The following is a 23,928-nucleotide window of genomic DNA, read 5'->3' on the forward strand; positions in this document are numbered from 1 at the left end:
TGCAGCAATGGATTTCCGTCTGAGTGACGAGCAAGAGCAGATCAAGGCAGCCATCGAACGCTTGTGCGAGCCTTTCGATGATGATTACTGGTTCAAGCGGGACAAGGAAGGCGGCTTTCCCTTCGATTTCCACCAGGCCCTGGCCCAGGCCGGCTGGCTGGGCATCGCCATGCCGCAGGAATACGGCGGCGCCGGCCTGGGCATCAGCGAAGCGGCATTGATGATGCATACGATCGCCGCGACCGGCGCCGGCCTGTCCGGCGCTTCCGCCGTGCACATGAACATCTTCGGCCTGCATCCGGTCGTCGTGTTCGGAACGGACGCGCAGAAGCAAAGGTGGTTGCCGTCGCTGATCGCGGGCAAGGACAAGGCGTGCTTCGGCGTCACCGAGCCGAACACGGGCTTGAATACCTTGAAGCTGAAGACGCGGGCCGTGCGCCAGGGCGACCACTACGTGGTTACCGGGCAGAAGGTCTGGATCTCCACCGCGCAGGTGGCCAACAAGATCCTCTTGCTGGCGCGCACCAAGCCCATCGAGGAGTGCCAGGGCAACGAAGGGCTCAGCCTGTTCTATACCGACCTCGATCGCAACGCCGTGGAGGTCCACGAAATCGAGAAGATGGGCCGCAAGTGCGTCGATTCGAACCAGCTCTTCATCGACAACCTGCGGATTCCCGTCGAGGACCGCATCGGCGAGGAGGGCAGGGGGTTCAGCTATATCCTGCATGGCCTGAATCCGGAGCGCATCCTGATCGCCGCGGAAGCCGTCGGCCTGGGCCGGGCCGCCTTGCGGCGCGCCGCCAAGTATGCCAACGAGCGCGAGGTATTCGACCGTCCGATCGGCAAGAACCAGGGCATCCAGCATCCGCTCGCACGATCCTGGATGGAACTGGAGGCCGCGCACCTCATGGTGCAGAAGGCGGCATGGCTATACGACCAGAAGCAGCCTTGCGGCGCGGAGGCCAATAGCGCCAAGTTCCTCGGCGCCGAGGCGTGCTACGCCGCGTGCGAGAACGCCATCTTCACGCATGGCGGCATGGGCTACGCGAAGGAATACCATGTGGAGCGCTACCTGCGCGAGGCGTGGATCCCGCGCCTTGCACCGGTGAGCCCGCAGATGATCATGAGCTTCATCGCGGAGAAGGCGCTGGGCCTGCCGAAGTCGTACTAGCCAGGCCTCACGCTGTCGCCAGGCGCAGGTTGCGCAGGTCGGCCAGCAGCCCGGGGCCGGTCGGGTGCCAGCCGAGGGTGGCCTGCGTCCAGGCGCTGGATGCAGGCAGGTCCATGCCCGCGAACATCGACATCCAGCCGAAGTGCTCCACCGCCGCTTGCGGCGCGATCGACGCCGTGGGCACGCCCAGCACGCGCCCGATGACCTCCGCGATGTCGCGCAAGGGCACGCCTTCCTCGGCGACGGCGTGATAGCGGGCATTGGGCTGCTGGCGTTCGATGGCGAGACGGTAGAGGCGGGCAACGTCCAGTACATGGGCGGCCGCATAGCGGTTCAGGCCTTCGCCGATATACGCGGAAACGCCTTTATCCCGCGCGATGGAAACGGCGTAGGTGAGCAGGCCCTGCCTGGTGGTGTCGTGTACCTGGGGCAGGCGCATGATGGAGACATTGACGCCGTCCTCGGCCAGCGCCGCGCCGGTCAGTTCGGACAGCTTGCGCGGATTCGGATTGCCGGCGTCGAAGACGTCCTCCTTCGCCAGGAGGCCGGGCGCGGGGCTCCCCATGCCGGTGCCGGAGGTGATGACGATGGGGCGGGCCGTGCCGCGCAGCGCGCTACCCAGCGCCTCGATGGCGCGCTTGTCCTTTTCGCAGTTCGCCGCGAAATTCGAGAAGTCATGGTCGAAGGCGCAGTGGATGACGCCGTCGGCCTGCCCGGCGCCGCGGCGCAGGCTGTCCAGGTCCTCCAGGTCGCCGCGGTGCGGCTGGGCGCCGGCGGCTTCGAGCGCCTGCGCGCCGGTGTCGGATCGCGTCAGCCCCAATACTTCATGACCATGGTCGATGAGTTCCTTGACGACGGCGGTCCCGATGAAACCCGTGGCGCCGGTAACGAAGACACGCATGTTCAATTCTCCTGGTTGCGATGCGGATGGCGTTATGCGTTATGGAGGAAGCTACTTTGGACGCAGCCGCGGGCGGAGAAAAGTAGTGACGTTATACAGGTATAGGCACTAACAGGATGACAGGCACGGAGTGATGAGCCCGGGGGCCTGGGCCGGAGCAGGGCGCGGCCACGCGGCTCGCCCGGTCGCCTCTGCCGCCATCGGCCGCCGTGGTGCCGGTACGGTGGGTGTTGCCTGCGGAACGAAGATTGCTGGTGGTCCGGGGCCGGAATCGCCCCGCGCATCCTCGGAAGGTCATTCGCCATGAACATGCCCCTGAATCCCACGTGGCCCGACATTGCCCTGCGTCTGGTGCTGACCCTGCTGGCGGGCGCGGTAATCGGTTTCAACCGCGAGGCGCGCGGCCACGCCGCCGGCCTGCGCACCACCATGCTGGTCTGCCTGGCGGCCAGCATCGCCATGGTGCAAGCCAATGTCTTGCTGACCTTGTCCGGCAAGACGCAGTCTTCCTTCGCCGACATGGACCTGATGCGCCTGCCGCTGGGGATACTCACCGGCGTCGGATTCATAGGCGGCGGCGCCATACTCAGGAAGGGCGACCTGGTCACCGGCGTCACCACCGCCGCCACGCTGTGGATGGTGACCGTCATCGGCTTGTGCATGGGCGGCGGCCAGCTGGGCCTGGGCGTGTGCGCGACGGTGCTGGCGGTGCTGACCTTGTGGCTGCTGAAGCGGGTCGACCTGGCCATCCCGCACGAGCGCTGGGCGCGCGTGACAGTCATCGCGAGCGCGGACGAGGATATCCTGCCGCAATTCCGCCGGCTGGTGGCGCAACGGCACGGGCAGGCCTATTTCGACTGCCAAAGACAGATATCGGGCACGACGAACGTCGAGTATGACTTCCGTATCTGCTGGCGCCAACGGCGGCGCCAGGATGTGTCCGTCGACTGGCTGAAGCTGGTCCGGTCGCACTACAACGTCAAGACGTTCGACCTGACCAGCGACGAGCCGGCCTAGGGGCCCGGCCCTGCCTTTTGCCGTGCCCCGTCGGCCCTGGGGATCAGGCGCTGCCCGCGTCCGTGCGTCGTTCCAGGGCGCGCAATACGGCGACCATGTCGTCCTGCCCCAGGCCCATGTCCTCGGTTTCCCGGTAAAGATCATGGCAGACGTCCAGCAGGGGCGACGCGATGCGGATGCCGCGCGCGGCCTCCGCCACCAGGCGGCTGTTCTTCAGCACGTCGGTGATGGCGGCCTGCACGGAGTAGTCCTGCCTGGTGAGCTTGTCCAGCTTGACGCGGGAAACGTCGCTGGCCATGGGGCCCGCATTGAGCACGGCGGCGAATGTCGCCAGGTCTATGCCGTGACGTTGGGCGAAATGGGTGGCTTCGGTCAGGCCGGTGACCATGGTGATCAGGAAGAGGTTGACCGCCAGCTTCATCGTCAAGGCCGCCGGCACCGCGCCGCAGACGAAGCTGTCGCGGTAGAGCGGCTTGACCAGTTCGCGCACGGCGGCGGTGTCGTCCGCGTCGCCGGCCAGCATGACGACCAGCTGTCCCGCCTCGGCGGGCTTGCGCGATCCGGACACCGGCGCTTCGACGTAGCGCCCGCCGGCCGCCTGTATTTCCGCGCCCAGCTCGCGCGAATAGCCGGCCGATGTGGTGCCCATGTTGACGATCACATGGTCCCGCGCGCGGACGCTGAAATCCGCCGTACCGCGCGCCAGGACCGCGTCGATGGCGACGTCGTTGGCCAGCATGAGGATGACCGTGCGGCACCGCGCGTAGACCTCCTCGGGGGTCTGCGCGACCTGCGCTCCGGTCGCGCGCAAGGCGTCGTAGTTGCCGCTGGAACGACTCCAGACCAGCAGGGGCGTGCCCGCGCGGGCAAGATTGAGGGCCATGGGCGTGCCCATGACGCCCAAGCCTATGAATCCAATGCGTGTCTCCATTTTCTTTCTCTCTCGGGTAGGTGGTAATGGGTTGCAATGCCGCCTTTGACGCCAAGCCGTCGTGCCAGGGTGTCCCGGCATGGACGCACCGTTGGCGTGCCCCGGGCGCGTGTCGAGTCCGGGGCCCCGTGAGATTAAACCGTTTATTTCTCCCTGTCTTGGCCGATTCCCTCCAGCGCCGCCATCGCATCGTCCGGCAGGACGATATCGCCGCTGGCAAGGTTCTCGCGCAGGTGCGCGAGGGACGACGTGCCCGGTATCAGCAGGATGTTGGGCGAACGCCGCAGCAGCCACGCCAGGGCGACCTGCATGGGCGTGGCGTCCAGCCGCCGGGCCACGTCGGACAGGATGTTCGATTGCAGCGGGCTGAAACCGCCCAGGGGGAAGAACGGCACGTAGGCGATGCCGTCGCGGGCCAGGTCCTCGATCAGGGCGTCGTCGCCGCGATGCGCCAGGTTGTATTGGTTCTGTACGCAGACGATGTCGCAGATGCCGCGTCCCTGCGCGATCTGCTTCGCGGTGGCGTTGCTCAGGCCGATGTGGCGGATCAGGCCTTTTTGCTGCAATCCGGCGAGGACCGACAAGGGGGCTTCGATCGAGCCCTCGGCCGGCCCATGCACGTCGAACATCAGGCGCAAGTTGACCACGTCCAGCACGTCCACGCCCAGGTTGCGCAGGTTGTCGTGCACCGCGTCGGTCAGCGCTTCCGGCGAGAACGCCGGCTGCCATGAGGCGTCGTCGCCGCGGCGGGCGCCCACCTTGGTGACGATGCGCAGGTGGGCGGGATAGGGCGCCAGGGCCTCGCGTATCAGCTGGTTGGTGATATGCGGGCCGTAGAAATCGCTGGTGTCGATGTGGTCGACACCCGCGTCGACGGCGGCGCGCAGGACCGCCAGCGCGGCCGCCTTGTCCTTGGGCGGACCAAAGACGCCGGGGCCGGCGAGTTGCATGGCGCCGTAGCCGAGGCGGCCCACCTCGCGGCCGGCCAGCGGAAAGCGGCGGGGGTAGTCGTTGCTGGACATGGGAATCTCCTTGGAGGTAAGGCGGGGAGGGGAGGCGCCGGGGGGCACGCCGACATGCGAACAAGATAAACACTCTGGCGGTCGTTGATAATCCCGTACAATCCGTACGGGCTGTACGGATATCAGGACAATGAGAGCCGACCTGAATGATCTCAGCGCGTTCGCCGCGGTGGCGCGGGCGGGCGGTTTCCGCGACGCCGCGCGCGCGCACGACACCAGCGCTTCCCGCTTGAGCGATGCGATACGCCGCCTGGAGGCAGGACTAGGGGTAAGGCTGTTGCATCGGACCACCCGCAGCGTGTCGTTGACCGAAGCCGGCCGCGGCTTGCTGGCGCGGCTGGAGCCGGCCCTGGGCGAGATGCAGTCCGCGCTGGACGCGGTCGGCGGTTTTCGTGACCGGCCGGCGGGGACGCTGCGGCTTAACGTGCCGGTCAGCGTGGCGCGGCTGGTCTTGCCCGCCATCGTTTCGCCTTTCCTGGCCGCGTATCCGGATATCCGGCTCGACGTGGTGGCCGAGGAGAATTTCGTCGATATCCTGGCGCAAGGATGCGATGCCGGCATCCGCTACGGCGAGCGGCTGGAACAGGACATGATCGCCGTGCCGATCGGGCCGCGGGTGCAGCGCATGGCCGCGGCGGCCGCGCCCGCCTATCTTGCCCGGCATGGACGCCCGGCGCATCCGCGCGATCTGATGGACCATGCCTGCCTGCGCGGGCGCTTTCCCAGCGGCAATATGGCGCCGTGGGAATTCGAGCGGGCCGGGGAAACCGTGCGCATCGATGGGAGCGGCCCGCTGGTGGTGCTGATCGGCGGTGGCATCGACCTCGCCGTCGATGCCGCCATCGGCGGCAGCGGCATCATCTATCTGTTCGAACAGTGGTTGCGGCCGCACCTGGACAGCGGCGCGCTGGCGCCCGTCCTCGAACCCTGGTGGCAGCGCTTTCCCGGGCCTTTCCTTTACTACTCCGGCAGGCGCTTCATGCCGCCGCCCTTGAAGGCGTTCGTCGAGTTCGTGAAGGCGGCGAACGAGGGCGCGTAGCCGCCCGGGTCGCCGGCCGCGCGCACGCATTAGGCGTCCTTGCGTCTTGGCGCGTAACCGCTGCGTCGTCGCCACGCCGCGACACGGCGCGCGCGCCAGGGTGACAAGCCTCCAAGACGCCGGCTATCATCCCCTCGCCGCGACACGCGGCCGTGGCAGCGACGGCTGCCGCGATCCGGAACTGGGCTAGCCCAGGGGAGAGTGGCCGTTGATGTCCCGCATCCGTAGCCTGCTGTCCTCCGCCGTCGCCCCCATCGTGCGGGTGGCGGGCAACCGGCCTTGTGCGGTGGGCATCGCCGGCACGGTCGTCGCCCTCGCGGCGGCGCTGGTCCCGCTGTCGATGATGTGGCTCATGCGCCATCAGGTCATCGACCACCAGCGCGAGACCTCGGAGAATCTCAACGCGATGATCGCGCTGGATCTCGAAAACAATTTCCGCTTCTACGACGTCCAGCTGCAGGACCTGGTCAGCGATGAACAGGCGCTCGCCGCCCATGGGCAAGCGGTGCTCGCCGACACGGATCGTGCGGGGATATTCAAGAGCCTGCCTCTTGAATCCTACGTGGACACGAAATTCGTGGTCAACGCCATGGGCGTGATCGTGGCCGCGCAGCAGAAGGGCAAGGACAATATCGGCATGTCGGTGGATGACAGGCGCTACTTCATCGAGCAGAAAAACAAGCCTGACATCGGCCTGTACATTTCCCATCCTTTCACGACCCGGGCCAAGGAGGGCGGCCATGTGATGGCGCTCAGCCGCCGGATCAACGCCGCGGATGGCTCGTTCGCGGGCATCGCGTTCTTCGAGGTGCGGCTTGAGTTCTTCCAGCGCCTGTTCGAGCGCATCCAGCTGGACGCGCCGGGCGTGGTGGAGATCCTGTTGGATGACGGCACGATGGTCGCCTCCAAGCCGTATTCCGACGTGGTGGTGGGCAGCAGCGTCGCGGCGTCGCCCATCTACAAGCGGCTGGCCGACAAGGGGCGCGGCACGCTCATCGCGCGGGGCCGCGACGGCATCGAGCGCCTCTACACCTTTCGCCGGGTGGCCGGCCTGCCGTTCTTTGCCGTGGTCGCACCCACCATGGACGACGTGCTCGAAGACTGGAAGCGGCATTTCCGCCTGGCGGCGGCCGCATCCGTGTTCTGGGGGATCGCGCTGACCGTGGGCGCCTGGCTGCTGGCCTTGGCCCTGCGGCAAAAGCTGCGCGTGCAGGCGGAGCTGGCCCGGCTTGCCGCGACCGACCCGCTCACCAAGCTGCACAACCGCCGTACCTTCGATGCCCGCTTCGACGCGGAGTGGAAGCACGCGATGCGCAGGCAGCGTCCGATCTCGGCCCTCTTCATCGATATCGACCGCTTCAAGCTGTACAACGACACATATGGGCATGCCGAGGGCGACAAGGTGCTGGCGTCGGTCGCGCAATGCATAGGCGCGACGGTGCGGCGGTCGGTCGATGTGGTGGCCCGCTATGGGGGCGAGGAGTTCGTGGTGCTCTTGCCCGACACCGAGGAGGCCGGCGCGGCGCGGGTGGCCGAAGAGGTGCGCCGCAACGTGCGCGGCCTGGATATCGAGAACACGGGCTCCCAGATCGGCCGCGTCACGGTCAGCATCGGTTGCGCGTCCTGCGTGCCGGCGGCGGGAGAGCTCAAGGATGCCTTGCTCGCCGCCGCGGATGCGTTGTTGTACAAGGCCAAGGCGTCGGGGCGCGACCAGGTCCGGTCGGCCCCGCTAGCGCCGGCCGCCACGGAAGCCGTGGCGCCGCGCTAGGAAAGCGGTGCCCCACGCGGCGGCCGCCAACGCGACCGGCATCCAGGGCAAGGCCGTCGCGCCGACGGTGGCAAGCAAGGCGCCGCCCAGCACGCCGCTGCCGGCGAAGGCCAGGTTGAAGACGGTCACCAACATCGATTGCGCCACGCTTTCGTGTTCGCCGGCGGCGTCGCCCAAGGCGGTCTGCAACAATGTCGGCGCGCCGCTGAAGCTCAGGCCCCAAAGCGCCGCGCCGGCTGCGATCACCGGCCAGGATGTTCCCCACGCGCCATAGGCCGCCGCAATGCCGGCAAAGAGACCCAGCGAGGCCAGGACCAGGCCGCGCAGGTGGCGGTCCACCAGCCAGCCGACCAGCCACAGGCCCGCCAGCGTGCAAAGTCCGAACGTGGACAATACCGCGCCCAGGCGATCCGCCTGGCCCGCCGCGGCCAGGAAGGGCGCGATGTAGGTGTAGAGGGTGTAGTGCGCCAGCACCCAGAGCAGGACCACGGCCAGGACGGGACGTACGCCGGGCAGCGCCAGCACCTGGCCCAGGCGCGGGCGAGGCGCTTGCGAGGCGCTTGCGGGGCGGGACTGTCGGCCGGCATCCACGGTATCCACGGCATCAGGGACCGCGGCCAGCAGCCATACGGCGAGCAGCAAGGCCAGGCCCGACAGGCCGCCGAAGACCCAGCGCCAGCCGACCAACTGGCCCAGCCACGCCGCCAGCGGCACGCCCAGCGCCAGGGCCAGCGGCAGGCCCAGCATGGCGACCGCGAGGGCGCGACCCTGTTGCGCGGGCGGCGCGAGCCGGCGCGCATACGGGGCTATTACGCTCCAGGCCAGGCCTGCCGCCGCACCCACCACCAGCCGGGCAGCCAGCGTCAGCAGGAAATGCGTCGATAGGGCCGTGATGGCGTTGCACAGGAAGAAACCTCCCAGCGCCAGCACCAGGACGCGGCGGCGTGGCCAATGGCGCAGGCCGGTGGCCAGCGGCACGGCGCCCAGGCCCGCGCCCAGGGCGCACAGGGTGACCAGTTGTCCGGCCCAGGCTTCGGACACCCCCAGGCCGGCGGCCAGTTGCGGCAGCAGCCCGGCCGGCACGGTTTCGTTGGCGGTGGTGGCAAAGCTGGCGAGCATGAGCGCGAACAGGCCCGCCCAGTTCGGCGAGCTTGCGGTGGACAGGGACAGGCGGGGGCAGGACGCGGCAGCGGCCGCGCCGGAAGGCGTGTTGGAAGGCATGGGGGATGTCTACGGAGCGTCCCCAGGCGGGGACAACGGGCGCTAGTATGGTCGGCACCGTTATATTTGATAATTGGTCCTGGATTTGACTGACTTTCAATAAGAGCTGAAGAATGGCGACCGACAGGTTGGGTGACATGCGGCTGTTCGCGCACGCGGCGGCCCTGGGTAATCTCTCGGCGGCGGGGCGCAAGCTGGGCATGTCGCCCGCCGCCGCAAGCGCGCGCCTGGGCAAGCTGGAAGCGGCGTTGAGTGCGCGCCTGTTCGTCCGTACGACCCGGCAGCTGCGGCTGACCGATGAGGGGCGCGTGTACCTGGCGCACTGCCAGGCGGCCCTGCAGGCGATCGACGATGGCGAGGCGGCATTGCAGGCAGGCGCCACGGCGATACGGGGCAAGATACGGGTGTCGGCGTCGACGGACTTCGGCCTGCATAGCCTGTCTCCCTGGCTGGACGACTTCACCGCGCGCCATCCCGACGTGCGCCTGGCGATGACGTTGACGGATACGCTCAGCAACCTGGTCCAGGACGAGGTCGACCTGGCCATACGCTTTGCCGAACCCGACGAAGGGACCCTCGTCGCGCGCCGGCTGGGCCCGATGTGCCGCGTGCTGTGCGCCTCGCCCGAATACCTGCGCCAGCATGGCGAGCCGCTCACGCCCGCCATGCTGGACCGGCACCGTTTCATCGTGCTGGTGACGGCATCGGGGCCGCTCAACGAGTTCCACTTCCGCAAGGATGGCGCGCGCTGGCACTTCACCGTGCCGATGGCCGAGGCGTGGGAGACCAACGACGGTGCGCTGGCGCGCCGGTGGGCGCTGGAGGGACGCGGCATCGTGCGCAAGACGATGTGGGACGCCGCCGCGGAGGTGCGCGCCGGCCGCTTGAAAATCGTGTTGCCGGACTACATCTGGCCCGAGCCCGGCGTGTACGCGGTGTGGCATCGCACGCGCTACATGGCGCCCCGCGTGCGCGCCTTGCTGGATTTCCTCATCGACCGCTTCGCGCGCGAGACGGAGAACCTGCCGAAGGCCGTGACGGGGCCTTGACCGTGTCCTGCCGTGCTTCGGTTCGAGCCTGAGGGTCATCTTCAGCGGTTACCATAGCGGCATGTCCCTGCCGCATGCATCCCTTGCGGGCGCCCGGCAGGCGCCGATGTTCCTCCCCCGTTGTTCTCGATTCACATCCCTATGTCCATTTCTCCTGGCGTGGCCGACGGCCGCGCCCCTGCTTCCATAGCCCTTTCCGCGGCCGAGACCCGCCGCGCGCTGTTCGCCCTGGGCGTCGGCGGCTTTGGCATCGGCACCGGCGAGTTCGTCATCATGGGCCTGCTGCCCGATGCGGCGCGCGACCTGCACATCACGATCCCGCAGGCGGGGCACCTGATCAGCATCTATGCGCTGGGCGTTGTGATTGGCGCGCCCTTGCTCGCGGTGCTGGGCGCACGATGGGCGCGCCGCAGTTTTCTCATCGGGCTGATGCTGGTCTTCGCGCTGGGCAATTTCATCAGTGCGCTCGCACCCGGTTTCGGGTCCATGGCGCTGGCGCGGTTCGCGACCGGCTTTCCCCACGGCACGTATTTCGGCGTCGCGGCCCTGGTCGCGGCGGGGCTGGTGCCGGCGCACCGGCGCGCGCGGGCCGTGGCCATGGTGCTGCTGGGATTGACCATCGCGACCCTGGTGGGCGTACCGGTCGCGGCCGCCATCGGGCAATGGCTGGGCTGGCGCTCGGCTTTCGCCATCGTGGGCGCCATCGGCCTGCTGACCGCCTATGCGGTGCGTCGCTGGGTGCCCTATGCACCGGGCGACCAGCGCGCCAGCCCCTTGCGCGAACTGGGCGCCTTGCGCAACAAGCAGGTGGTGCTGACGCTGGGTATCGGCGCCATCGGTTCGGGCGGCATCTTCACCGTGTTCAGCTATATCAAGCCCACGATGACGGAGATGGCGCACATGCCCGAGGCCCTGGTGCCGGTGGTGCTGGCGCTGTTCGGCCTGGGCATGGTGACGGGCAACCTGATGGGCTCGCGCTTCGCCGACCGCAACATGGAGAGGACCATACGCTATGTGCTGGTCTGGGCGGCGGTGGTGATGGGGGCGTTCTACCTGTCCGCCAACAGTCCTTACCTGGGGCCGCTGAACGTGCTCCTGATCGGCACGGTGGTGGCGCTGGCGGCGACCTTGCAGACCCGCCTGATGGACGTCGCGGGCGATGCGCAGACCCTGGCCGCCGCCTTGAACCACTCCGCCTTCAACATCGCCAACGCGCTGGGCGCATGGCTAGGGGGCCTGGCCATCGACGCGGGCCTGGGCTGGTCCTCGACGGGCTGGGTAGGCAGCCTGCTGGCGCTGGCGGGCCTGGCCATCCATGCCTGGGCGCTGGCGGACATGCGCGCCAGCGGTCGGTGACGGATATACGCGCCGCCGGGGCGGTGGTCTGCCTGGCGGCCGTATCGGGGTGCTTGAGGGCCGTATCGTGGTCAGGTCCGGTCAGCTTAGGTCAGCTCAGGTCAAGTCCGGTCAAGTCAACTCAAGTCAAGTCAAGTCAGGTTCAGGCCGCCGTCCGAAAGCAGCACTTCGCCCGTGAGATAGTCCGACGCCACCAATAGCGCCACCGCCTGCGCGATATCGGCGGGGCTGGCCGCGCGCCGCATGGGGGAGCGCTCTTTCCACAGCCGCTGCGCATCGGTCCAATCGGCCGTCAGCGGCGTATCGACCAGGCCGGGCGCGACGGCATTGACCCGGATGTCGGGCGCCAGCGTAAGCGCCAGCAGGCGCGTCACGTGATTCAACGCCGCCTTGGTGGCCGCGTAGGGGATGGAGGCGCCCTTGGGCCGGATGCCCGCGTGTGAACTGATGTTCACCACGCAGGCCGGCCGGCCCCGCGCCGCCGCGGCGCGCAGGGCCGGTTCGGCTTCGGTCACCAGGCGGAAGGGAGCGACGACGTTTACTTCGTAGAGCTCGTGCCACACTGCCGGCGTCGCGGCGGCCAGGTCCCCATGCGGGATGACGCGGCTGATGCCGGCATTGTTGACCAGGACATCGAGCCGACCCCAGGCGGCCACGCCTTCGCGGACCAGGCGGCCGCGCTGGACGTCATCCTGCAGGTCAGCCTGGATGTAGACCGCCTTGCCCAGTTCCGCCGCGAGGGCGCGGCCCGCATCGACCGATCCGCGCGAATGAAGCACCAGCGCATGGCCATCGTCCGCCAGCCGTCGCGCGATGGCGGCGCCGATGCCGGAAGTCGAGCCGGTGACGAGCGCGACGGGGCGGTCGGCGTTGGGAGCTTGCAGGGGCATGGTCATGGCTGGCGTCTTCGCGATGAGGTTCGTCCCGAAGGGTAGCAGGTTCGTAGCCTGGCCGCGGCAACGGCCATGACCGTGATAACGGCCATGGCCATCCAGCCCTCAGCTGGCCCGGCCAGCGATGTCGTCGTAGCGTTGGAAGGAGACGAGCGCGTCGCGCTTGAGCTGGTCGATCAGGCCGACCTCCCAGTCGATATAGGTATCGAACGCGGCGATGCGGTCTTCGCGGAAATAGGGCGATAGCCAGACATCGTCGGCAGGATCGTGCCAGTGGAGGTCTTCGGCGCCCAATAGCTCGCCGCCATTGTCGCGCCATGCGAGGTTGCCGCCGGCCAGCACGCGCACGCGGTCCGCGCCCGCCAGCGCGGCGATGTCGGCGGCCGCCAGGCGCGCCAGGGCCGGATCCGAGGCGACCACCACGATATCGCGGTCCGCCGCGGCATCCAGCAGGCGCTGGTCGATGCGGGAACGCAGCGCGAAGCGCGCGCCGGGAATGTGGGAGACCCGGTACAAGGGACTCGGCGAGAAATCGAAGACGGCGAGGCGGCGCGCCTCCAGGCCCTGGCACAAGGCCTCGGCCGTGATGGGCGTGGCGGCGGCCGGCAGGCCCAGCACCGCGCGTTGGCCGGCGCCAAGCTCCAGTGCATCGGTGGCGGGATCCAGGCCATAGGTATATACATCGTCCCAACCGAGCTGGATCAGCCATGACGCGGTGATCGCCGCTCGCACGCCGTCGCGGTCGTCGACCAGCACGACACGCGCATGGCGCGTGGCGATCCACTGGTCGGTGGCCTGGATCAGCTGGCCGCCTTCGGCCCACACGGATCGCGGCAGATGGCCGTCGCGGAATTCCTCGCGGGTGCGTACGTCCAGCACATACAGGGTGCGGTCGGGGTCCGCGCGCAAGGCTTGCAAGCCGGCGCGGTCCAGGTCCTGGATGGCGAAGCGCCGGCGCAGCGCGGCGGTGGATTGCCGAGCCTTGGCCAAGCCCGCGGGCGTCGGCGGCGGCGCCGTGTTGTGGTGCTTGGTGTTCAGGGGATACCCGGCCTTGAGCCAGGCCATCGCGCCGTTCTCCAGGGCCACGACGCGGTTGGGCAGCCCGGTATTGATCAAGGCCTGGGCGCCAATGATGGAGCGCGTGCGACCCGCGCAGTTCACCACCACCAGCGTGTCCCGGGACGGAACCAGGTCGTGCACGCGATAGGGCAGTTCGGCATTGGGGCAGGCATGCGCGCCGGGAATGCTGAAATTGTAGAACTCATCGATATTGCGGCCGTCCAGTACGATAAGGTCCTCGCCACGATCGATGCGGGATTTCAGTTCCTCGGCCGGGATGTGCGGCGTGCCGTAGGCATGCTCGACGAATTCGCCGAAGGCCTTGGACAGCACGTGCCACCCGGTGTAGACCTCCAGGCCGGCATCGCGCCAGGCCCGCACGCCGCCGTCGAGGACCGCCACGTCTCGGTAGCCAGCCGCGACCAGGCGCGCCGCGGCGCGCTGTGCGAGGCCGACCTCGCCCGAGCGGTTGCCCGTGTGGTCATCCGTGTGGTCGCCCGAGTCATAGACCACGACAGGCGCGCCGCGATGCGGAAGCAGGGCATCGGCCTGGATTTCCAGCTGGCTCAGCGGCAGGGGAATGGACAGCAGCAAATGCCCGTCATCGACATGCCGGGCGAGTTCGCGGACATCGATGACGGCGAGCTCGTGCTTTTCCCGCAGGCGGTCCGCCAACTGGCGGGCCGTGATCGTCTTGATGGCGCCGGCGGCGGCCGGCACGTTTGCCCTGGGGCTGGTGATGGCGCTCATGTGGATGTTCTCCTGACGATATGGGTGATACTGGAGGCCCTGGCCATCCGACGATAGGGCCGTGGATGCAGGGCTGTGGTTCGGGGCTCTGATTCAGAGCTGTAATTCAGGGCCGTGATGCAGGGCCGTGATGCAGGGCCGTGGATTCAGATGAGGGACCGTGGGCCGGGCTCGATGCCGTTCAGGTAGTAGTTGCCAAGGTGGAACAGCTTCCATCTCAACGGATCGTGCAAGGTATGGGTGCGGGCATTGCGCCAGTGGCGGTCCAGGTCGTATTGCGCCAAGGTGGCGCGCGCGCCGGTGAGCGCGAACAACTGGTCCGATACCTTCAACGCGGCGTTGGCGCAGGCGATGCGCGCGTCCGCCGTGGCGAGGCCCGCCTGCAGCGCCGCCTCCTTGCCGCCGTCCGCCCAGGCGTGGTCGATGTCCGCCGCTGCCGCCTTCAACAGGCGCGCGGCGGTGCGCACGCCATGGCCGGTCTCGCCGTAAGCCTGCACGATGAACGGCTCCTGGGCATGCCGCGGGTGGGGATTGTCTATCCAGGGGCGGGTCTGGTCCAGGATGTAGCGGCGCAGGTCGTCTTGCGCCTCCTCGGCGATGCCCAGGTCGATGGCCGCATGGATCAGCGCCGCCAACAGGCGCGTGGGACGCTTGCTATCGCCCGCCAGGTGGTAGGGGAAGACGTTGAAGTCGGGTATGAAGACGTTATCGAAAAGCGTCGAGCCGCTGGCGGTGGTGCGTTGCCCCATTCCGCTCCAGTCGTTCACGATGCTGACGCCCTTGGCCTTGGCGTCGACGAAGAACATGAGCTGGCGCTGCTGGTCGTCGTAGCCGATGAAGGGTATCCACTCGGCGAACGCGGCGCCGGTCGAATAGAACTTCCTGCCGCTGACCGTCCAGCCGCCGTCGACCCGGGCCAACTGGTGCTCATAGGTGCCGGCGCGATGGCGCGTGCTTTCGTTGTGCGCGTTGCCGATGCTGTCGCCGGCCAGCACGCGGCCATGGAAGAACGCGGCCTGTTCTGGCGTGCCGAAGGAGAACACGGGCAGGAAGCAGAAATGGTTCTGCGGGATCTGGCCGATGCTGGGGTCCGCCTTGGACAGGATGCGGAAGACCTCGGCCACGGTCGCCGCCGACGCGCCGAGGCCGCCATGCTGGCGGGGCACGGTGATGGCGAAGACGCCGGCGCGCTTGAGCGCGGCGATTTCCCCGTGCGGCAGGCGCCGGTCGCGGTCGCGTTCTATGGCGCCGTTGCGGAAGCCGGCGGCCAGGCGCTCGACGGTCTGGAGAACCTCGGCTTCGGTCTCCAGGCGTCGGGCCGGGGTTTGCGTCGTCGTTCGCGCCGCCGGCGGCGCGGAGGATTCAGTCAAGGGCATGGTGGGTCTCCATGATCGGGTTCTTGTGATCGGGTTTCTGTAATGTGTAGTGGGCCGCGCTTGTCGCCGCCCTGGCTCGCCGGCGGCGTCCGCGACGGCTAGGCATCGCGGACGGGGTTGATCACCAGGTTGGCGCCGTTGCCGATCGCCGTGATGGCGGCGACCGTCAACACCACGGCGACGCCCGGAATGGCCGTGATGTACCAGGCCGTGCGCAGCACCTGGCGGCCGGCGCCTATCATGCTGCCCCAGGACATGACGTTGGGGTCGCCCAGGCCAAGGAAGGCCAGCCCCGCCTCGGTCAGGATGGCGCTGCCCGCGAGTATCGTGGCCGTCACGACGGCGGGCGAGATCACGTTGCGCAGGATGTGGCGCCAGACGATGTGCGTGGACCGTAGCCCAAGGACCACCGACGCCGCCACATAGTCGCTGCCCCGCGCGCGCATCGTCTCGGCGCGGATCAACCGGGCCGTCTGCGGCCAGCTGGTCAGGCCGATGGCCAGGACGATGGACGCGACGGAAGGCTTGAAGATCGCCATGATGGTGATGACGAAGATCATCGACGGCATGGTCTGGAACAGTTCTGTCACGCGCATCAGCACATGGTCCACCCAGCCTCCGGCATAGCCCGACGCCAGGCCGACGGCCACGCCCACGATCGATGAAATGGCCGCCGCCGTCACGCCGACGAGCAGGGACACGCGTGCGCCATACGCCAGCTGCACCAGGATGTCGCGTCCGAACATGTCCGTGCCTAGCGGAAAGCGCGGGTCCGCGCCGGGCCACAGGAAGGGCTTGCCCACCATGGCGAAGGCGTCGTGCGTGAACAGCCATGGCGCCGCCGCCGCCAGCAGGGCCGCGAGCAGCAGCAGCGCCAGCCCGGCAACCGCGGCGCGGTGGCGGGCATAGTGGCGCCAGGCCGCGAGGAAGGATGCGGGGGCCGAGCCGTTCATTTCAACGCGATCCTTGCGTCCAGCCTGGCGTAGGCCAGGTCGGTGGCGATGTTGGCGATCATCACGACCAGCGAGCTGCAGAAAAGTATGCCCAGAAGCAAATTGAGGTCGCGCTGCATGACGGCATCGAAGGCCAGACGCCCCAGCCCGGGCCAGGCGAAGACGGTCTCCACCACCACGGACCCGCTGAGGATGGAGCCGACCTGCATCCCGGTTACCGTGACGACGGGAAGCAGGGCGTTGCGCAGCACGTGGACGATGGAAATCCTCAACTCGCCCAGCCCCTTGGCGCGCGCCGTCCGCACATGGTCCATGCCCTGTACTTCCTTGATGGCGTTGCGGGTGATGCGCGTGTATATCGCCAGGTAGAAAAAGGCCAGGCTGAGGACCGGCATGATCATGTGGCGGGCGATGTCGGCAAGTCGGGCGTAGCCCTGGTACTCGGCGTCGATATCCTCCAGGCCGCCGGTGGGCAGCCACCGGAAATGAATGGAGAAAAGCACGATCAGCATCAGGCCGGTCCAGAACAGGGGGGTGGCGAAGCCGACGGTGGTAAAGGTGGAAATCGCATGCCGCAACCAGGCGCGCCGGGTGTTCGCCGATAGCCAGCCCAGGCCGACGCCGGCCAGGCAGGCCAGCAGCAGGCCGGAACCGGCGAGCAGCACGGTCGCGGGCAAGCGTTCGGCGATCAGCGTGGCCACGCTGGCGCCATTGCGGAAGGAATAGCCGAGATCGAAACTGAGCAGTTTTTCGTAATAGTGCAGCAGCTGTTGCGGCAAGGGCTGGTCCGCGCCGAACTGCTGGCGCAGGCTGGCCATCAGCTCCGGCGTGGCCGCGCCCATCTCGCCCGCCATCACGTCCGCCATATCGCCGGGCGCCAACTTGAGCAGGAAGAAATTGGCCAGGATGATGAGCAGGGCAATGGGCACCATCTGGACCAGCCGGTTCACGAAGTAGGCGAAATAGCGCAGCATGGCGGGCTAGCTCCGGGCTTCCAGCCAGATGTCCTTGAAGGACTTGGCGTAGCCGTCCGGGAAGGTGCTCAGGCCGTGCACGCGGGTCGAAACGACGCTGTAGTGCTGCAGTTCCAGCAGGTTGATCGACGGCAGGTCGTCCTGGGCGATCTTCTGGAATTGCACCAGCAGGTCGCGACGCCTGGCGGGATCATTTTCCGTGAAGCTGGCTTCGATGATCTTGTCCAGCGCGGGGTTGGAATAGCCGGTGCCGTTGGACCATGGCACGCCCTTGGCGATGGTCTTGGTCCAGTAGCGCCGCAGGACGCCGAATTGCGGGTCGGCGCCGGCGGCGTAGTAGGTGCTGAACGTATCGAAATTACGGTCGCCGAAGACGGTGCGGTGGAACTGGCCGAGGTCCAGGTTGACCAGTTCGACCTCCACGCCGACCTGCTTGAGCGATTCCTTCAGGAATTCGCCGACCCGCTTGAACACGTCGCCATAAGGCATGGTGTGGTGGGTGATGCGCAGGCGCACGCCATCGGCCTTGCGCGGCAGGCCGGCGGCGTCCAGCAGTTGCTCGGCCCGCGCGGGGTCGTAGGGGTATTGGGTCGTGTCGCTGGTATAGGCGGCCGCCTGGGCGCTGGGGATGGGGCCGGTGGCCACCTTGGCCAGGCCGAACCACACCTTGTCCGCCATGGCCTGGCGGTCGATGGCGTGCGCGAACGCCGTCCGTAGCCGCTTGTCGCGGAATTGCGGGCGATCCAGGTTGAAGTCGAAGAAAAACTGGGGGACGAAAATGCCATAGCCGCCCGTTTCGATACGCAGGCCAGGCACGGTCTTCAGCCGGGCCACCTCGGAGGGCGCCACGGGACTGAAGGGCGAGTAATGGACTTCGCCGGCCTCCAGCGCGGCGGCGCGGGCGCCGGGATCGGTGATCGTTTTGATGCGGACGCGGTTCAGGTGTGGCTTGCCGCCCCAGTATTCGGGATTGCGTTCGAGCAGGATGTAGTCTCCTCGTTGCCATTCCTTGAAAACGAAAGGGCCGGTGCCGATGAGCTTGTTGTTCCATTCATTGGTGAGCGGCGGCTTGCCCTCGTACAGGTGGCGCGGCAGGATGGCGGCCTCGCCGGCCGAAAGCACGGCCCAGATGGCGGGCGAAGGCTCGGACAGGCGGAATATGGCCGTATACGGGTCGGGCGTGTCGACCGCCTGGACTGCCTTGTACGCCGTGCCGGCGCGGGGATTGACCTTCTTCACCACCTCCAGCACGGTGTATTGCACGTCGGCCGAGGTGAACGGCTTGCCGTCGTGCCACTTCACGCCGCGCCGCAGGTGGAAAGTAATGGTCAAGCCGTCCGGCGATGCTTCCCAGCGCTCCGCCAGGGCGGGCACGGGCTTGTAGTCGCGGTCGTACTCGACCAGGCCCTCGACGACCTGGCCTGCCAGCACCCCGGCCGTGTTCGAGTTGAACAGGAAACTGGAGGGTTCCGGTTCCAGGTTGACGATGAAGGTGCCCCCTTCACGCGGCCGGTCCTCGGCACGAATGTCGAAGGGAACGGTGCTGGCCAGCAGCGCGGCCACGGAATTCCGCATGAATGCGCGGCGGTCTATCGTCATGACTGGTGTTCCTGTTGCTGTGCCTGGACAGCGGTGGCGGGCAGGTCGGGAATGCGCAGGCCTGCCTCGTGGAGCAAGGGAAGGACTTTCTCGCCGAAATACTCCAGGTCCGGCGCGAAGTCGTAGAAGGTCAGCTGGACACCGTCGATGCCCGCGGCCTTGAGCTTGATCAGCTTGTCGACGATCTGCTCGGGGCTGCCGACCAGGTGCAGGTTGCCGCCGATGGCCCGATGCTGGCGGCGCTGGTTGCGCCAGGCCTGGCTGTCGCCGCGACGTCCGTGCTCGGCGAAATTCTCCATCGCCACCACGTCGGCCGCCGCTTCGATGGCATCGCGATAGGCGATGGCCTCCCGTTCGGTATCGCGGCAGATCACCATGGGATTGATCATGGTGCGCAGGGAACGGCCGGCGGCCGCGGCCGTGGCGCGGATGTTGGCGATATGGCCCGGCAGGCTGGCGAGCGCGTCCTCGATCTGGTTGCCCGCGGGGCTGGTGATGAAGATCAGGTCGGAATGCCGCGCGGCGTACTCGATGCCGGCGGGCGAGCCGGCGGCGTTGACCAGCACCGGTCGCCCATGCACGGGCTTGGGCGAGACGAAAGCGTCTTCCATGGCCCAATACGGCCCATCGACGGTCAGGTTGCCGGGCAGGGACCACAACTGCTTGAGCCGCTGCACGAATACGTCGGCCATGGCGTAGCGCGCATCGTGCTCGATTTTCTTCATGCCGAACATCAGCGGTTCGCGCTCGGCATAGCCGGTGACGACATTGATGCCCCAGCGGCCCTTGGAGATATGGTCCAGGGTCGCCCCGAACTTGGCCAGGTGGACGGGATGCCAGGGCCCGTACAGCACGTGCAATGTCGAGATCAGCAGGATGCGTTCGGTGCACGCGGAAAGCGCCGCGGTGGCCATGAACGAGTCCAGCGAGATCTCCCGGTAGCGGATGTCGCCGCCGTAGCCTCCCGCGCTGGCCCATTGCGCCAGGCCGAAGACGAGGTCGAATCCCAGCGCTTCGGCGCGGCGGGTCAGGGCCGCGTTGTAGTCGAAGGTCCAGGTGGTCGTGCGCGGCAGCGTGGATGGCGTCCACCCGCCGTCCTGGATAGGCAGGAACAGGCCCAGGATCAGCGGCTGGCGCAACACGCGCGACAGCGGGCTGTTCGGGTCGTCGGCGGGAGAGCGGAAGGAGGATGCGTCCAGGGACGGGGGCGCATCCAGGGCGGGAGGGGCATTCATGGCAGGGTTCCGTTACGTTCGTGCATCGGCCGCGGCCGCGCGCAGGCCCGGCACGGCGGCGATCAATTGGCGGGTATAGGGATGGGCGGGGCGCGCGAAGATGTCCTCGACCGGGCCGCGCTCGACGATGCGACCCTCGCGCATGACGAGGACCTCGTCGGCGACCTGGCGCACCACGGCCAGGTCGTGGGAAATGAAAACGTAGGTCAGGCGCAGGCGGGATTGCAGGGATTCGAGCAGACGCAGGATCTGCGCCTGCACCGTGACGTCCAGCGCCGAGACAGGCTCGTCGAGCACCAGGATGGCGGGCTGCGCCGCCAGGGCGCGCGCAATGGCCACGCGCTGCAATTGCCCGCCCGACAACTCGCGCGAACGCCGCGTCAGGACGTCCCGGGGCAGGGTCACCATGTCCAGCAGTTCAGCCACGCGCGCGGCGTGGGTGGCTGGCGTGCCGTAGCCCAGCGCGCGCAGCGGTTCGGTGAGCACCGTCCGGATCCGGTGCCGTGGGTTCAGCGAGAGATAAGGGTTCTGGTAGACGAACTGTACATGGCGGCGATAGGCCCGGTCCGCGCCGGTTGGCAATGCCGTCCCGTCGGCGTCCCAGACCCCGACCTCGCCCGTGGTGGGCGCGAGGAAACGGGCGATGACGCGCGCCGTGGTCGTCTTGCCGGAACCGGACTCGCCGACGATGGCCACGGTCGTGCCGGCCGCGACGTCGAAGGAAATATCGTGGATGGCCTTGTGGCCCGGGGCGCCGCGCGTGGCGTATTCCACGCCGACGCCGGCAAGGCGGATGGCGGGCGGCATCGCGGCCGGGGCGCGCGGTGCACGATGATCGCGGGCGCCGCCCGCGACGCCCGGCACATCCTTGAGCAGTTGGCGGGTGTATTCGTGCCGGGGATGGCGCAGGACCTCGGCGGTCGGACCCGCTTCCACGATGCGTCCGTGGCGCAATACCACGACGTCCTGCGAGCGCTCCGCCGCCACGCCGATATCGTGCGTCACCAGCAGGACCGCCATCCGGTCCGTCTGCCTGCGCTCGTCGATGAGATCGAGGATGGCTTTCTGGACGGTCACGTCCAGGGCGGACGTGGGTTCGTCGGCCACCAGGATGCTGGGCGTCCACGCCAGGGCGATGGCTATCAGCACGCGTTGCTGCATGCCGCCGGACAGTTCGTGCGGATAGCGGTGGGCGACCTGCTCGGGATCGCGGAACCCGACTCGTGCCAGCAGGTCCAGGATGCGTGGCCAACGGGCCGACCGTGGCGCCTTGGGCTCATGCACGGCCAGCGCTTCGTCCACTTGCGCGCCTACGCGCTGCAACGGGTCCAGCGACCGCGCGGGGTTTTGCGGCACGTAGCCGATCGCCGTTCCGCGCAGCCGGCGGAAGCGCCGTTCGGGCAGCGTCAGCAAGTCTTCCTGGCCGAAAGGGATGGAGCCGGTCTTCAGGGCGGACGCCGGCAGGGTGCCCGCTATGGCGCCGGCGATCGTGCTCTTGCCGGACCCGGATTCGCCCAGCAGCGCGGTGGTCACGCCGCGACGCAGGACCAGGCTCGCATGGGCGACGGCCGTCACCGCGCGATCCGCCGCGCGATAGACCACGCCGAGATCTTGGACGGCCAGCAGGTCCGCGGCATGATCCGGGACGGCGATCGTAGGGAGTGCAGCCTGGGCCGCGATGGGATTCGCGATATGGCTGGCGGGAATGGGCAGGCTGCTCAACGGGTGCTCCTGCGGATTTCGGTCGCGATGCGGCTGGCCGACAGGACGACCGCGACGATCACCAGTCCGGGCAGGGTGGTCAACCACCACGCGAACGCCAGGAAATCGCGGCCCTCGGCGACCAGCAAACCCCATTCAGGCGTTGGAGGCGGCGTTCCAAATCCCAGGAAACCCAGGGTGGCGATGGCGAGTATCGCCGTCCCGAACTGAAGCGCGGCCAGGCCCAGTACAGGCGTGATGGCGTTGGGCAGGATGTGCCGGAAAACCAGGCCGGCATGGCTTGCTCCCGAGCCGCGCGCTGCTTCGACATAGTCCAGCGCGCGCAGGCGCAGGACCTCGGCGCGCGTCAGCCGCGCGAAGACTGCGATGGAGGCGACGCCGACGGCCAGCGCGGCGTTCCAGGTGCCGAATCCGAACGTGACGACGATGGCCATGCTCAGGAGCAGGTTGGGTATCGCCAGCAGCACGTCTGTCAGCCGCATGGCGATGGCGTCCGGCAGTCCTCCGGCATAACCCGCCAGGACGCCGACGAGGACGCCCGCGACGAGGCCCAGGGAAACGGCGATCGCCGCGCCGCTTAGCGACAGGACGGCGCCGTGCACGGTGCGGCTGAACACGTCGCGGCCCAGGTTGTCCGTGCCGAACCAGTGGTGCAGGCTCGGCGCCTGCAGGCGGTTGGCGGGGTCGGCGTCGAGCGGACCGTAAGGCGACAGCAGATCGGGCGCGAGGGCGCAGAGCAGGGCCAGCAGGACGATGGCCAGCGCGAGCAGCAGTCCGGGATCGGCGTGGGCCCGGAAGCGTCCGGCGCGGGAGTACGCCGGTTGGTCCTGTCCGGCCTGCCCGGCCTGGTCCTCGGCGACGGTGGTATTCATGATTTCGGTTCCTCGGCGAGGGGCAGGGCGCGATTCGCGGCGCGCGACGCGCGCACGCGCGGATCGACCAGCGGATGGGCGACATCCACCAGCCAGTTGGCGAACACGAAGACGGCGGCCGCGAACAGCACCACTGCCTGGATGACGGGCAGGTCCTGGCTGGCGACCGAGCGCTCGGTGAGGAAGCCCAGCCCCGGACGGGAGAAAATGGTCTCCGTGACGACCGCGCCGGCGACCAGTTCGCCGGCCGTGATGCCGAGGACGGTCAGGGCGGGCATCAATGCGTTGCGCAACACATGGCGGGTGTAGATCCGCGCGGCGCCGGCGCCCTTGGTCTTCAACACGTCGACGAAGGGTTCGTGGTAGACGGCCTGCACGCTGGCCATCAGCACGGCCGCCAGCGGCGCGCTGACCGGCAAGGCCATGGCCAGGGCGGCGAACAGCAGGGAGGAAGGCGCCTGGTCATCGACCGCGACGAACAGGCCCAGGCGGAAGGAGAACAGCTGGATCACCAGCAGTCCCAGCCAGAACATGGGCACCGAAACGAACAGGCTGGGCAGCAGTTCCAAGGCCGCGCGCAAGGCTTTCCAGCGCGTCAACGTGGCGACGGTCACGATGGCCAGCGCCAGCAGGACGGCGAACGCCAGGCCCAGCCCCGTCAGTTGCAGGGTGGAGGGCACGGCCTTGCCGATCAGCGTGCCGACGCGTTCGCCGGAGATCAGGGAATAGCCGAGGTCGCCCTGGAAGAGTCGATGCAGCGATCCCAGGTATTGTTCCCAGGCGGGCCGGTCCAGGCCGTAATAGGAGAGGATCCTGGCCGCGTCCTCGGGACTGACCGGATTGTCGGGATCGGCCAGTCGCACGCTGATCGGGTCCAGCGGGATGAGGAAGAGCAGGGCGTAGCTGGCCGTGTAGGCCAGCCAGAGCACGAGCAGGGCCTGGGCGGTGCGGCGGACGAGGTAGCGCGACATGACGGTCTTCCGGGCGGGCGGGCGTGGCGGCGAAGCGCAGGCAGGGGCC

The 23,928-nt window shown here is 68.1% G+C and carries 20 protein-coding genes; 6 read left to right on the forward strand and 14 right to left on the reverse strand.

What is annotated here, in order from left to right:
• Positions 1-7 precede the first annotated feature (7 nt).
• Positions 8-1,171 carry an acyl-CoA dehydrogenase family protein gene (locus C7R54_RS08610; RefSeq protein WP_129149785.1) on the forward strand — a complete coding sequence of 388 codons (1,164 nt, stop codon included), beginning with the start codon at positions 8-10 and terminating at the stop codon, positions 1,169-1,171.
• A gap of 7 nt (positions 1,172-1,178) precedes the next feature.
• Here the strand turns inward: C7R54_RS08610 and C7R54_RS08615 are convergent, their stop codons facing one another.
• Entirely contained in the window at positions 1,179-2,072 is an 894-nt protein-coding gene (locus C7R54_RS08615; protein ID WP_129149786.1) for an SDR family oxidoreductase, read from the reverse strand.
• A gap of 303 nt (positions 2,073-2,375) precedes the next feature.
• Here C7R54_RS08615 and C7R54_RS08620 point away from each other — a divergent pair, with 303 nt between their 5' ends.
• Positions 2,376-3,089: an MgtC/SapB family protein gene (locus C7R54_RS08620; RefSeq protein WP_377814280.1), complete on the forward strand. Its 714-nt coding sequence runs from the start codon at positions 2,376-2,378 to the stop codon at positions 3,087-3,089.
• Positions 3,090-3,132: 43 nt separating this feature from the next.
• Here C7R54_RS08620 and C7R54_RS08625 read toward each other — a convergent pair whose 3' ends face one another.
• Both C7R54_RS08625 and C7R54_RS08630 read right to left on the reverse strand, forming a co-directional pair.
• Positions 3,133-4,020: an NAD(P)-dependent oxidoreductase gene (locus C7R54_RS08625; protein WP_129149787.1), complete on the reverse strand. Its 888-nt coding sequence runs from the start codon at positions 4,018-4,020 to the stop codon at positions 3,133-3,135.
• A gap of 143 nt (positions 4,021-4,163) precedes the next feature.
• Positions 4,164-5,042, reverse strand: coding sequence for an aldo/keto reductase family oxidoreductase (locus C7R54_RS08630; RefSeq protein WP_129149788.1), 879 nt, complete (start codon positions 5,040-5,042; stop codon positions 4,164-4,166).
• A 130-nt stretch (positions 5,043-5,172) separates the two neighbouring features.
• On the opposite strand from C7R54_RS08630, the gene C7R54_RS08635 reads away from it, so the two are divergent.
• Both C7R54_RS08635 and C7R54_RS08640 read left to right on the forward strand, forming a co-directional pair.
• Positions 5,173-6,081, forward strand: coding sequence for a LysR family transcriptional regulator (locus C7R54_RS08635; protein WP_129149789.1), 909 nt, complete (start codon positions 5,173-5,175; stop codon positions 6,079-6,081).
• A 211-nt stretch (positions 6,082-6,292) separates the two neighbouring features.
• On the forward strand, positions 6,293-7,849 hold the full coding sequence (locus tag C7R54_RS08640; protein WP_129149790.1) for a sensor domain-containing diguanylate cyclase: 1,557 nt from the start codon (positions 6,293-6,295) through the stop codon (positions 7,847-7,849).
• Here the strand turns inward: C7R54_RS08640 and C7R54_RS08645 are convergent.
• The gene (locus tag C7R54_RS08645) at positions 7,811-9,070 is read right to left on the reverse strand and encodes an MFS transporter (protein ID WP_129149791.1); all 1,260 of its coding nucleotides are present in this window, start codon (positions 9,068-9,070) and stop codon (positions 7,811-7,813) included. The genes C7R54_RS08640 and C7R54_RS08645 overlap by 39 nt on opposite strands.
• A 113-nt stretch (positions 9,071-9,183) precedes the next feature.
• Here C7R54_RS08645 and C7R54_RS08650 point away from each other — a divergent pair, with 113 nt between their 5' ends.
• On the forward strand, positions 9,184-10,119 hold the full coding sequence (locus C7R54_RS08650) for a LysR family transcriptional regulator (RefSeq protein WP_129149792.1): 936 nt from the start codon (positions 9,184-9,186) through the stop codon (positions 10,117-10,119).
• A 141-nt stretch (positions 10,120-10,260) separates the two neighbouring features.
• Positions 10,261-11,475 carry an MFS transporter gene (locus tag C7R54_RS08655; RefSeq protein WP_129149793.1) on the forward strand — a complete coding sequence of 405 codons (1,215 nt, stop codon included), beginning with the start codon at positions 10,261-10,263 and terminating at the stop codon, positions 11,473-11,475.
• Positions 11,476-11,606: 131 nt separating this feature from the next.
• Here the strand turns inward: C7R54_RS08655 and C7R54_RS08660 are convergent, their stop codons facing one another.
• The 10 genes from C7R54_RS08660 to C7R54_RS08705 all read right to left on the reverse strand — a co-directional run bounded on the left by C7R54_RS08660 (position 11,607) and on the right by C7R54_RS08705 (position 23,879).
• Complete coding sequence (locus C7R54_RS08660; RefSeq protein WP_129149794.1) at positions 11,607-12,371, reverse strand: SDR family NAD(P)-dependent oxidoreductase; 765 nt, start codon at positions 12,369-12,371, stop codon at positions 11,607-11,609.
• Between the two features lie 102 nt (positions 12,372-12,473).
• Positions 12,474-14,177: a rhodanese-like domain-containing protein gene (locus tag C7R54_RS08665; protein WP_129149795.1), complete on the reverse strand. Its 1,704-nt coding sequence runs from the start codon at positions 14,175-14,177 to the stop codon at positions 12,474-12,476.
• Between the two features lie 146 nt (positions 14,178-14,323).
• Positions 14,324-15,553, reverse strand: coding sequence for an SfnB family sulfur acquisition oxidoreductase (locus C7R54_RS08670; RefSeq protein ID WP_129149796.1), 1,230 nt, complete (start codon positions 15,551-15,553; stop codon positions 14,324-14,326).
• 98 nt (positions 15,554-15,651) lie between these two features.
• On the reverse strand, positions 15,652-16,506 hold the full coding sequence (locus C7R54_RS08675) for an ABC transporter permease (RefSeq protein WP_129149797.1): 855 nt from the start codon (positions 16,504-16,506) through the stop codon (positions 15,652-15,654).
• Positions 16,503-17,480, reverse strand: coding sequence for an ABC transporter permease (locus tag C7R54_RS08680; RefSeq protein ID WP_129149798.1), 978 nt, complete (start codon positions 17,478-17,480; stop codon positions 16,503-16,505). The genes C7R54_RS08675 and C7R54_RS08680 overlap by 4 nt, the downstream gene beginning before the upstream one ends.
• Before the next feature lie 6 nt (positions 17,481-17,486).
• Positions 17,487-19,079, reverse strand: a complete 1,593-nt coding sequence (locus C7R54_RS08685) for an ABC transporter substrate-binding protein (protein ID WP_129149799.1) — start codon at positions 19,077-19,079, stop codon at positions 17,487-17,489.
• A complete protein-coding gene (locus C7R54_RS08690) occupies positions 19,076-20,314 on the reverse strand; it encodes an LLM class flavin-dependent oxidoreductase (RefSeq protein WP_129149800.1) in 1,239 nt (412 codons plus the stop codon). Before C7R54_RS08690 ends, C7R54_RS08685 begins: the two co-directional genes overlap by 4 nt.
• 12 nt (positions 20,315-20,326) lie before the next feature.
• On the reverse strand, positions 20,327-22,036 hold the full coding sequence (locus C7R54_RS08695) for a dipeptide ABC transporter ATP-binding protein (RefSeq protein WP_240039439.1): 1,710 nt from the start codon (positions 22,034-22,036) through the stop codon (positions 20,327-20,329).
• Positions 22,033-22,908, reverse strand: a complete 876-nt coding sequence (locus C7R54_RS08700) for an ABC transporter permease (RefSeq protein WP_129149801.1) — start codon at positions 22,906-22,908, stop codon at positions 22,033-22,035. Before C7R54_RS08700 ends, C7R54_RS08695 begins: the two co-directional genes overlap by 4 nt.
• Positions 22,905-23,879 (reverse strand): ABC transporter permease, encoded by a 975-nt coding sequence (locus C7R54_RS08705; RefSeq protein ID WP_129149802.1) that lies wholly within the window; start codon positions 23,877-23,879, stop codon positions 22,905-22,907. Before C7R54_RS08705 ends, C7R54_RS08700 begins: the two co-directional genes overlap by 4 nt.
• Positions 23,880-23,928 lie beyond the last annotated feature (49 nt).

It is taken from the genome of Achromobacter aloeverae (genome assembly GCF_004121055.1).
GTDB classification, from domain to species: Bacteria; Pseudomonadota; Gammaproteobacteria; order Burkholderiales; family Burkholderiaceae_B; genus Bordetella_C; species Bordetella_C aloeverae.

Excerpts from the sequence above, each read along its gene's own strand:
- C7R54_RS08685 (WP_129149799.1), bottom strand. The coding sequence starts at position 19,079 with ATGACGATAGACCGCCGCGCATTCATGCGGAATTCCGTGGCCGCGCTG.
- C7R54_RS08630 (WP_129149788.1), bottom strand. The coding sequence starts at position 5,042 with ATGTCCAGCAACGACTACCCCCGCCGCTTTCCGCTGGCCGGCCGCGAG.
- C7R54_RS08620 (WP_377814280.1), top strand. The coding sequence starts at position 2,376 with ATGAACATGCCCCTGAATCCCACGTGGCCCGACATTGCCCTGCGTCTG.
- C7R54_RS08655 (WP_129149793.1), top strand. The coding sequence starts at position 10,261 with ATGTCCATTTCTCCTGGCGTGGCCGACGGCCGCGCCCCTGCTTCCATA.
- C7R54_RS08665 (WP_129149795.1), bottom strand. The coding sequence starts at position 14,177 with ATGAGCGCCATCACCAGCCCCAGGGCAAACGTGCCGGCCGCCGCCGGC.
- C7R54_RS08640 (WP_129149790.1), top strand. The coding sequence starts at position 6,293 with ATGTCCCGCATCCGTAGCCTGCTGTCCTCCGCCGTCGCCCCCATCGTG.
- C7R54_RS08635 (WP_129149789.1), top strand. The coding sequence starts at position 5,173 with ATGAGAGCCGACCTGAATGATCTCAGCGCGTTCGCCGCGGTGGCGCGG.
- C7R54_RS08660 (WP_129149794.1), bottom strand. The coding sequence starts at position 12,371 with ATGACCATGCCCCTGCAAGCTCCCAACGCCGACCGCCCCGTCGCGCTC.
- C7R54_RS08700 (WP_129149801.1), bottom strand. The coding sequence starts at position 22,908 with ATGAATACCACCGTCGCCGAGGACCAGGCCGGGCAGGCCGGACAGGAC.
- C7R54_RS08645 (WP_129149791.1), bottom strand. The coding sequence starts at position 9,070 with ATGCCTTCCAACACGCCTTCCGGCGCGGCCGCTGCCGCGTCCTGCCCC.
- C7R54_RS08680 (WP_129149798.1), bottom strand. The coding sequence starts at position 17,480 with ATGCTGCGCTATTTCGCCTACTTCGTGAACCGGCTGGTCCAGATGGTG.
- C7R54_RS08615 (WP_129149786.1), bottom strand. The coding sequence starts at position 2,072 with ATGCGTGTCTTCGTTACCGGCGCCACGGGTTTCATCGGGACCGCCGTC.
- C7R54_RS08625 (WP_129149787.1), bottom strand. The coding sequence starts at position 4,020 with ATGGAGACACGCATTGGATTCATAGGCTTGGGCGTCATGGGCACGCCC.
- C7R54_RS08675 (WP_129149797.1), bottom strand. The coding sequence starts at position 16,506 with ATGAACGGCTCGGCCCCCGCATCCTTCCTCGCGGCCTGGCGCCACTAT.
- C7R54_RS08610 (WP_129149785.1), top strand. The coding sequence starts at position 8 with ATGGATTTCCGTCTGAGTGACGAGCAAGAGCAGATCAAGGCAGCCATC.
- C7R54_RS08690 (WP_129149800.1), bottom strand. The coding sequence starts at position 20,314 with ATGAATGCCCCTCCCGCCCTGGATGCGCCCCCGTCCCTGGACGCATCC.
- C7R54_RS08670 (WP_129149796.1), bottom strand. The coding sequence starts at position 15,553 with ATGCCCTTGACTGAATCCTCCGCGCCGCCGGCGGCGCGAACGACGACG.
- C7R54_RS08650 (WP_129149792.1), top strand. The coding sequence starts at position 9,184 with ATGGCGACCGACAGGTTGGGTGACATGCGGCTGTTCGCGCACGCGGCG.
- C7R54_RS08705 (WP_129149802.1), bottom strand. The coding sequence starts at position 23,879 with ATGTCGCGCTACCTCGTCCGCCGCACCGCCCAGGCCCTGCTCGTGCTC.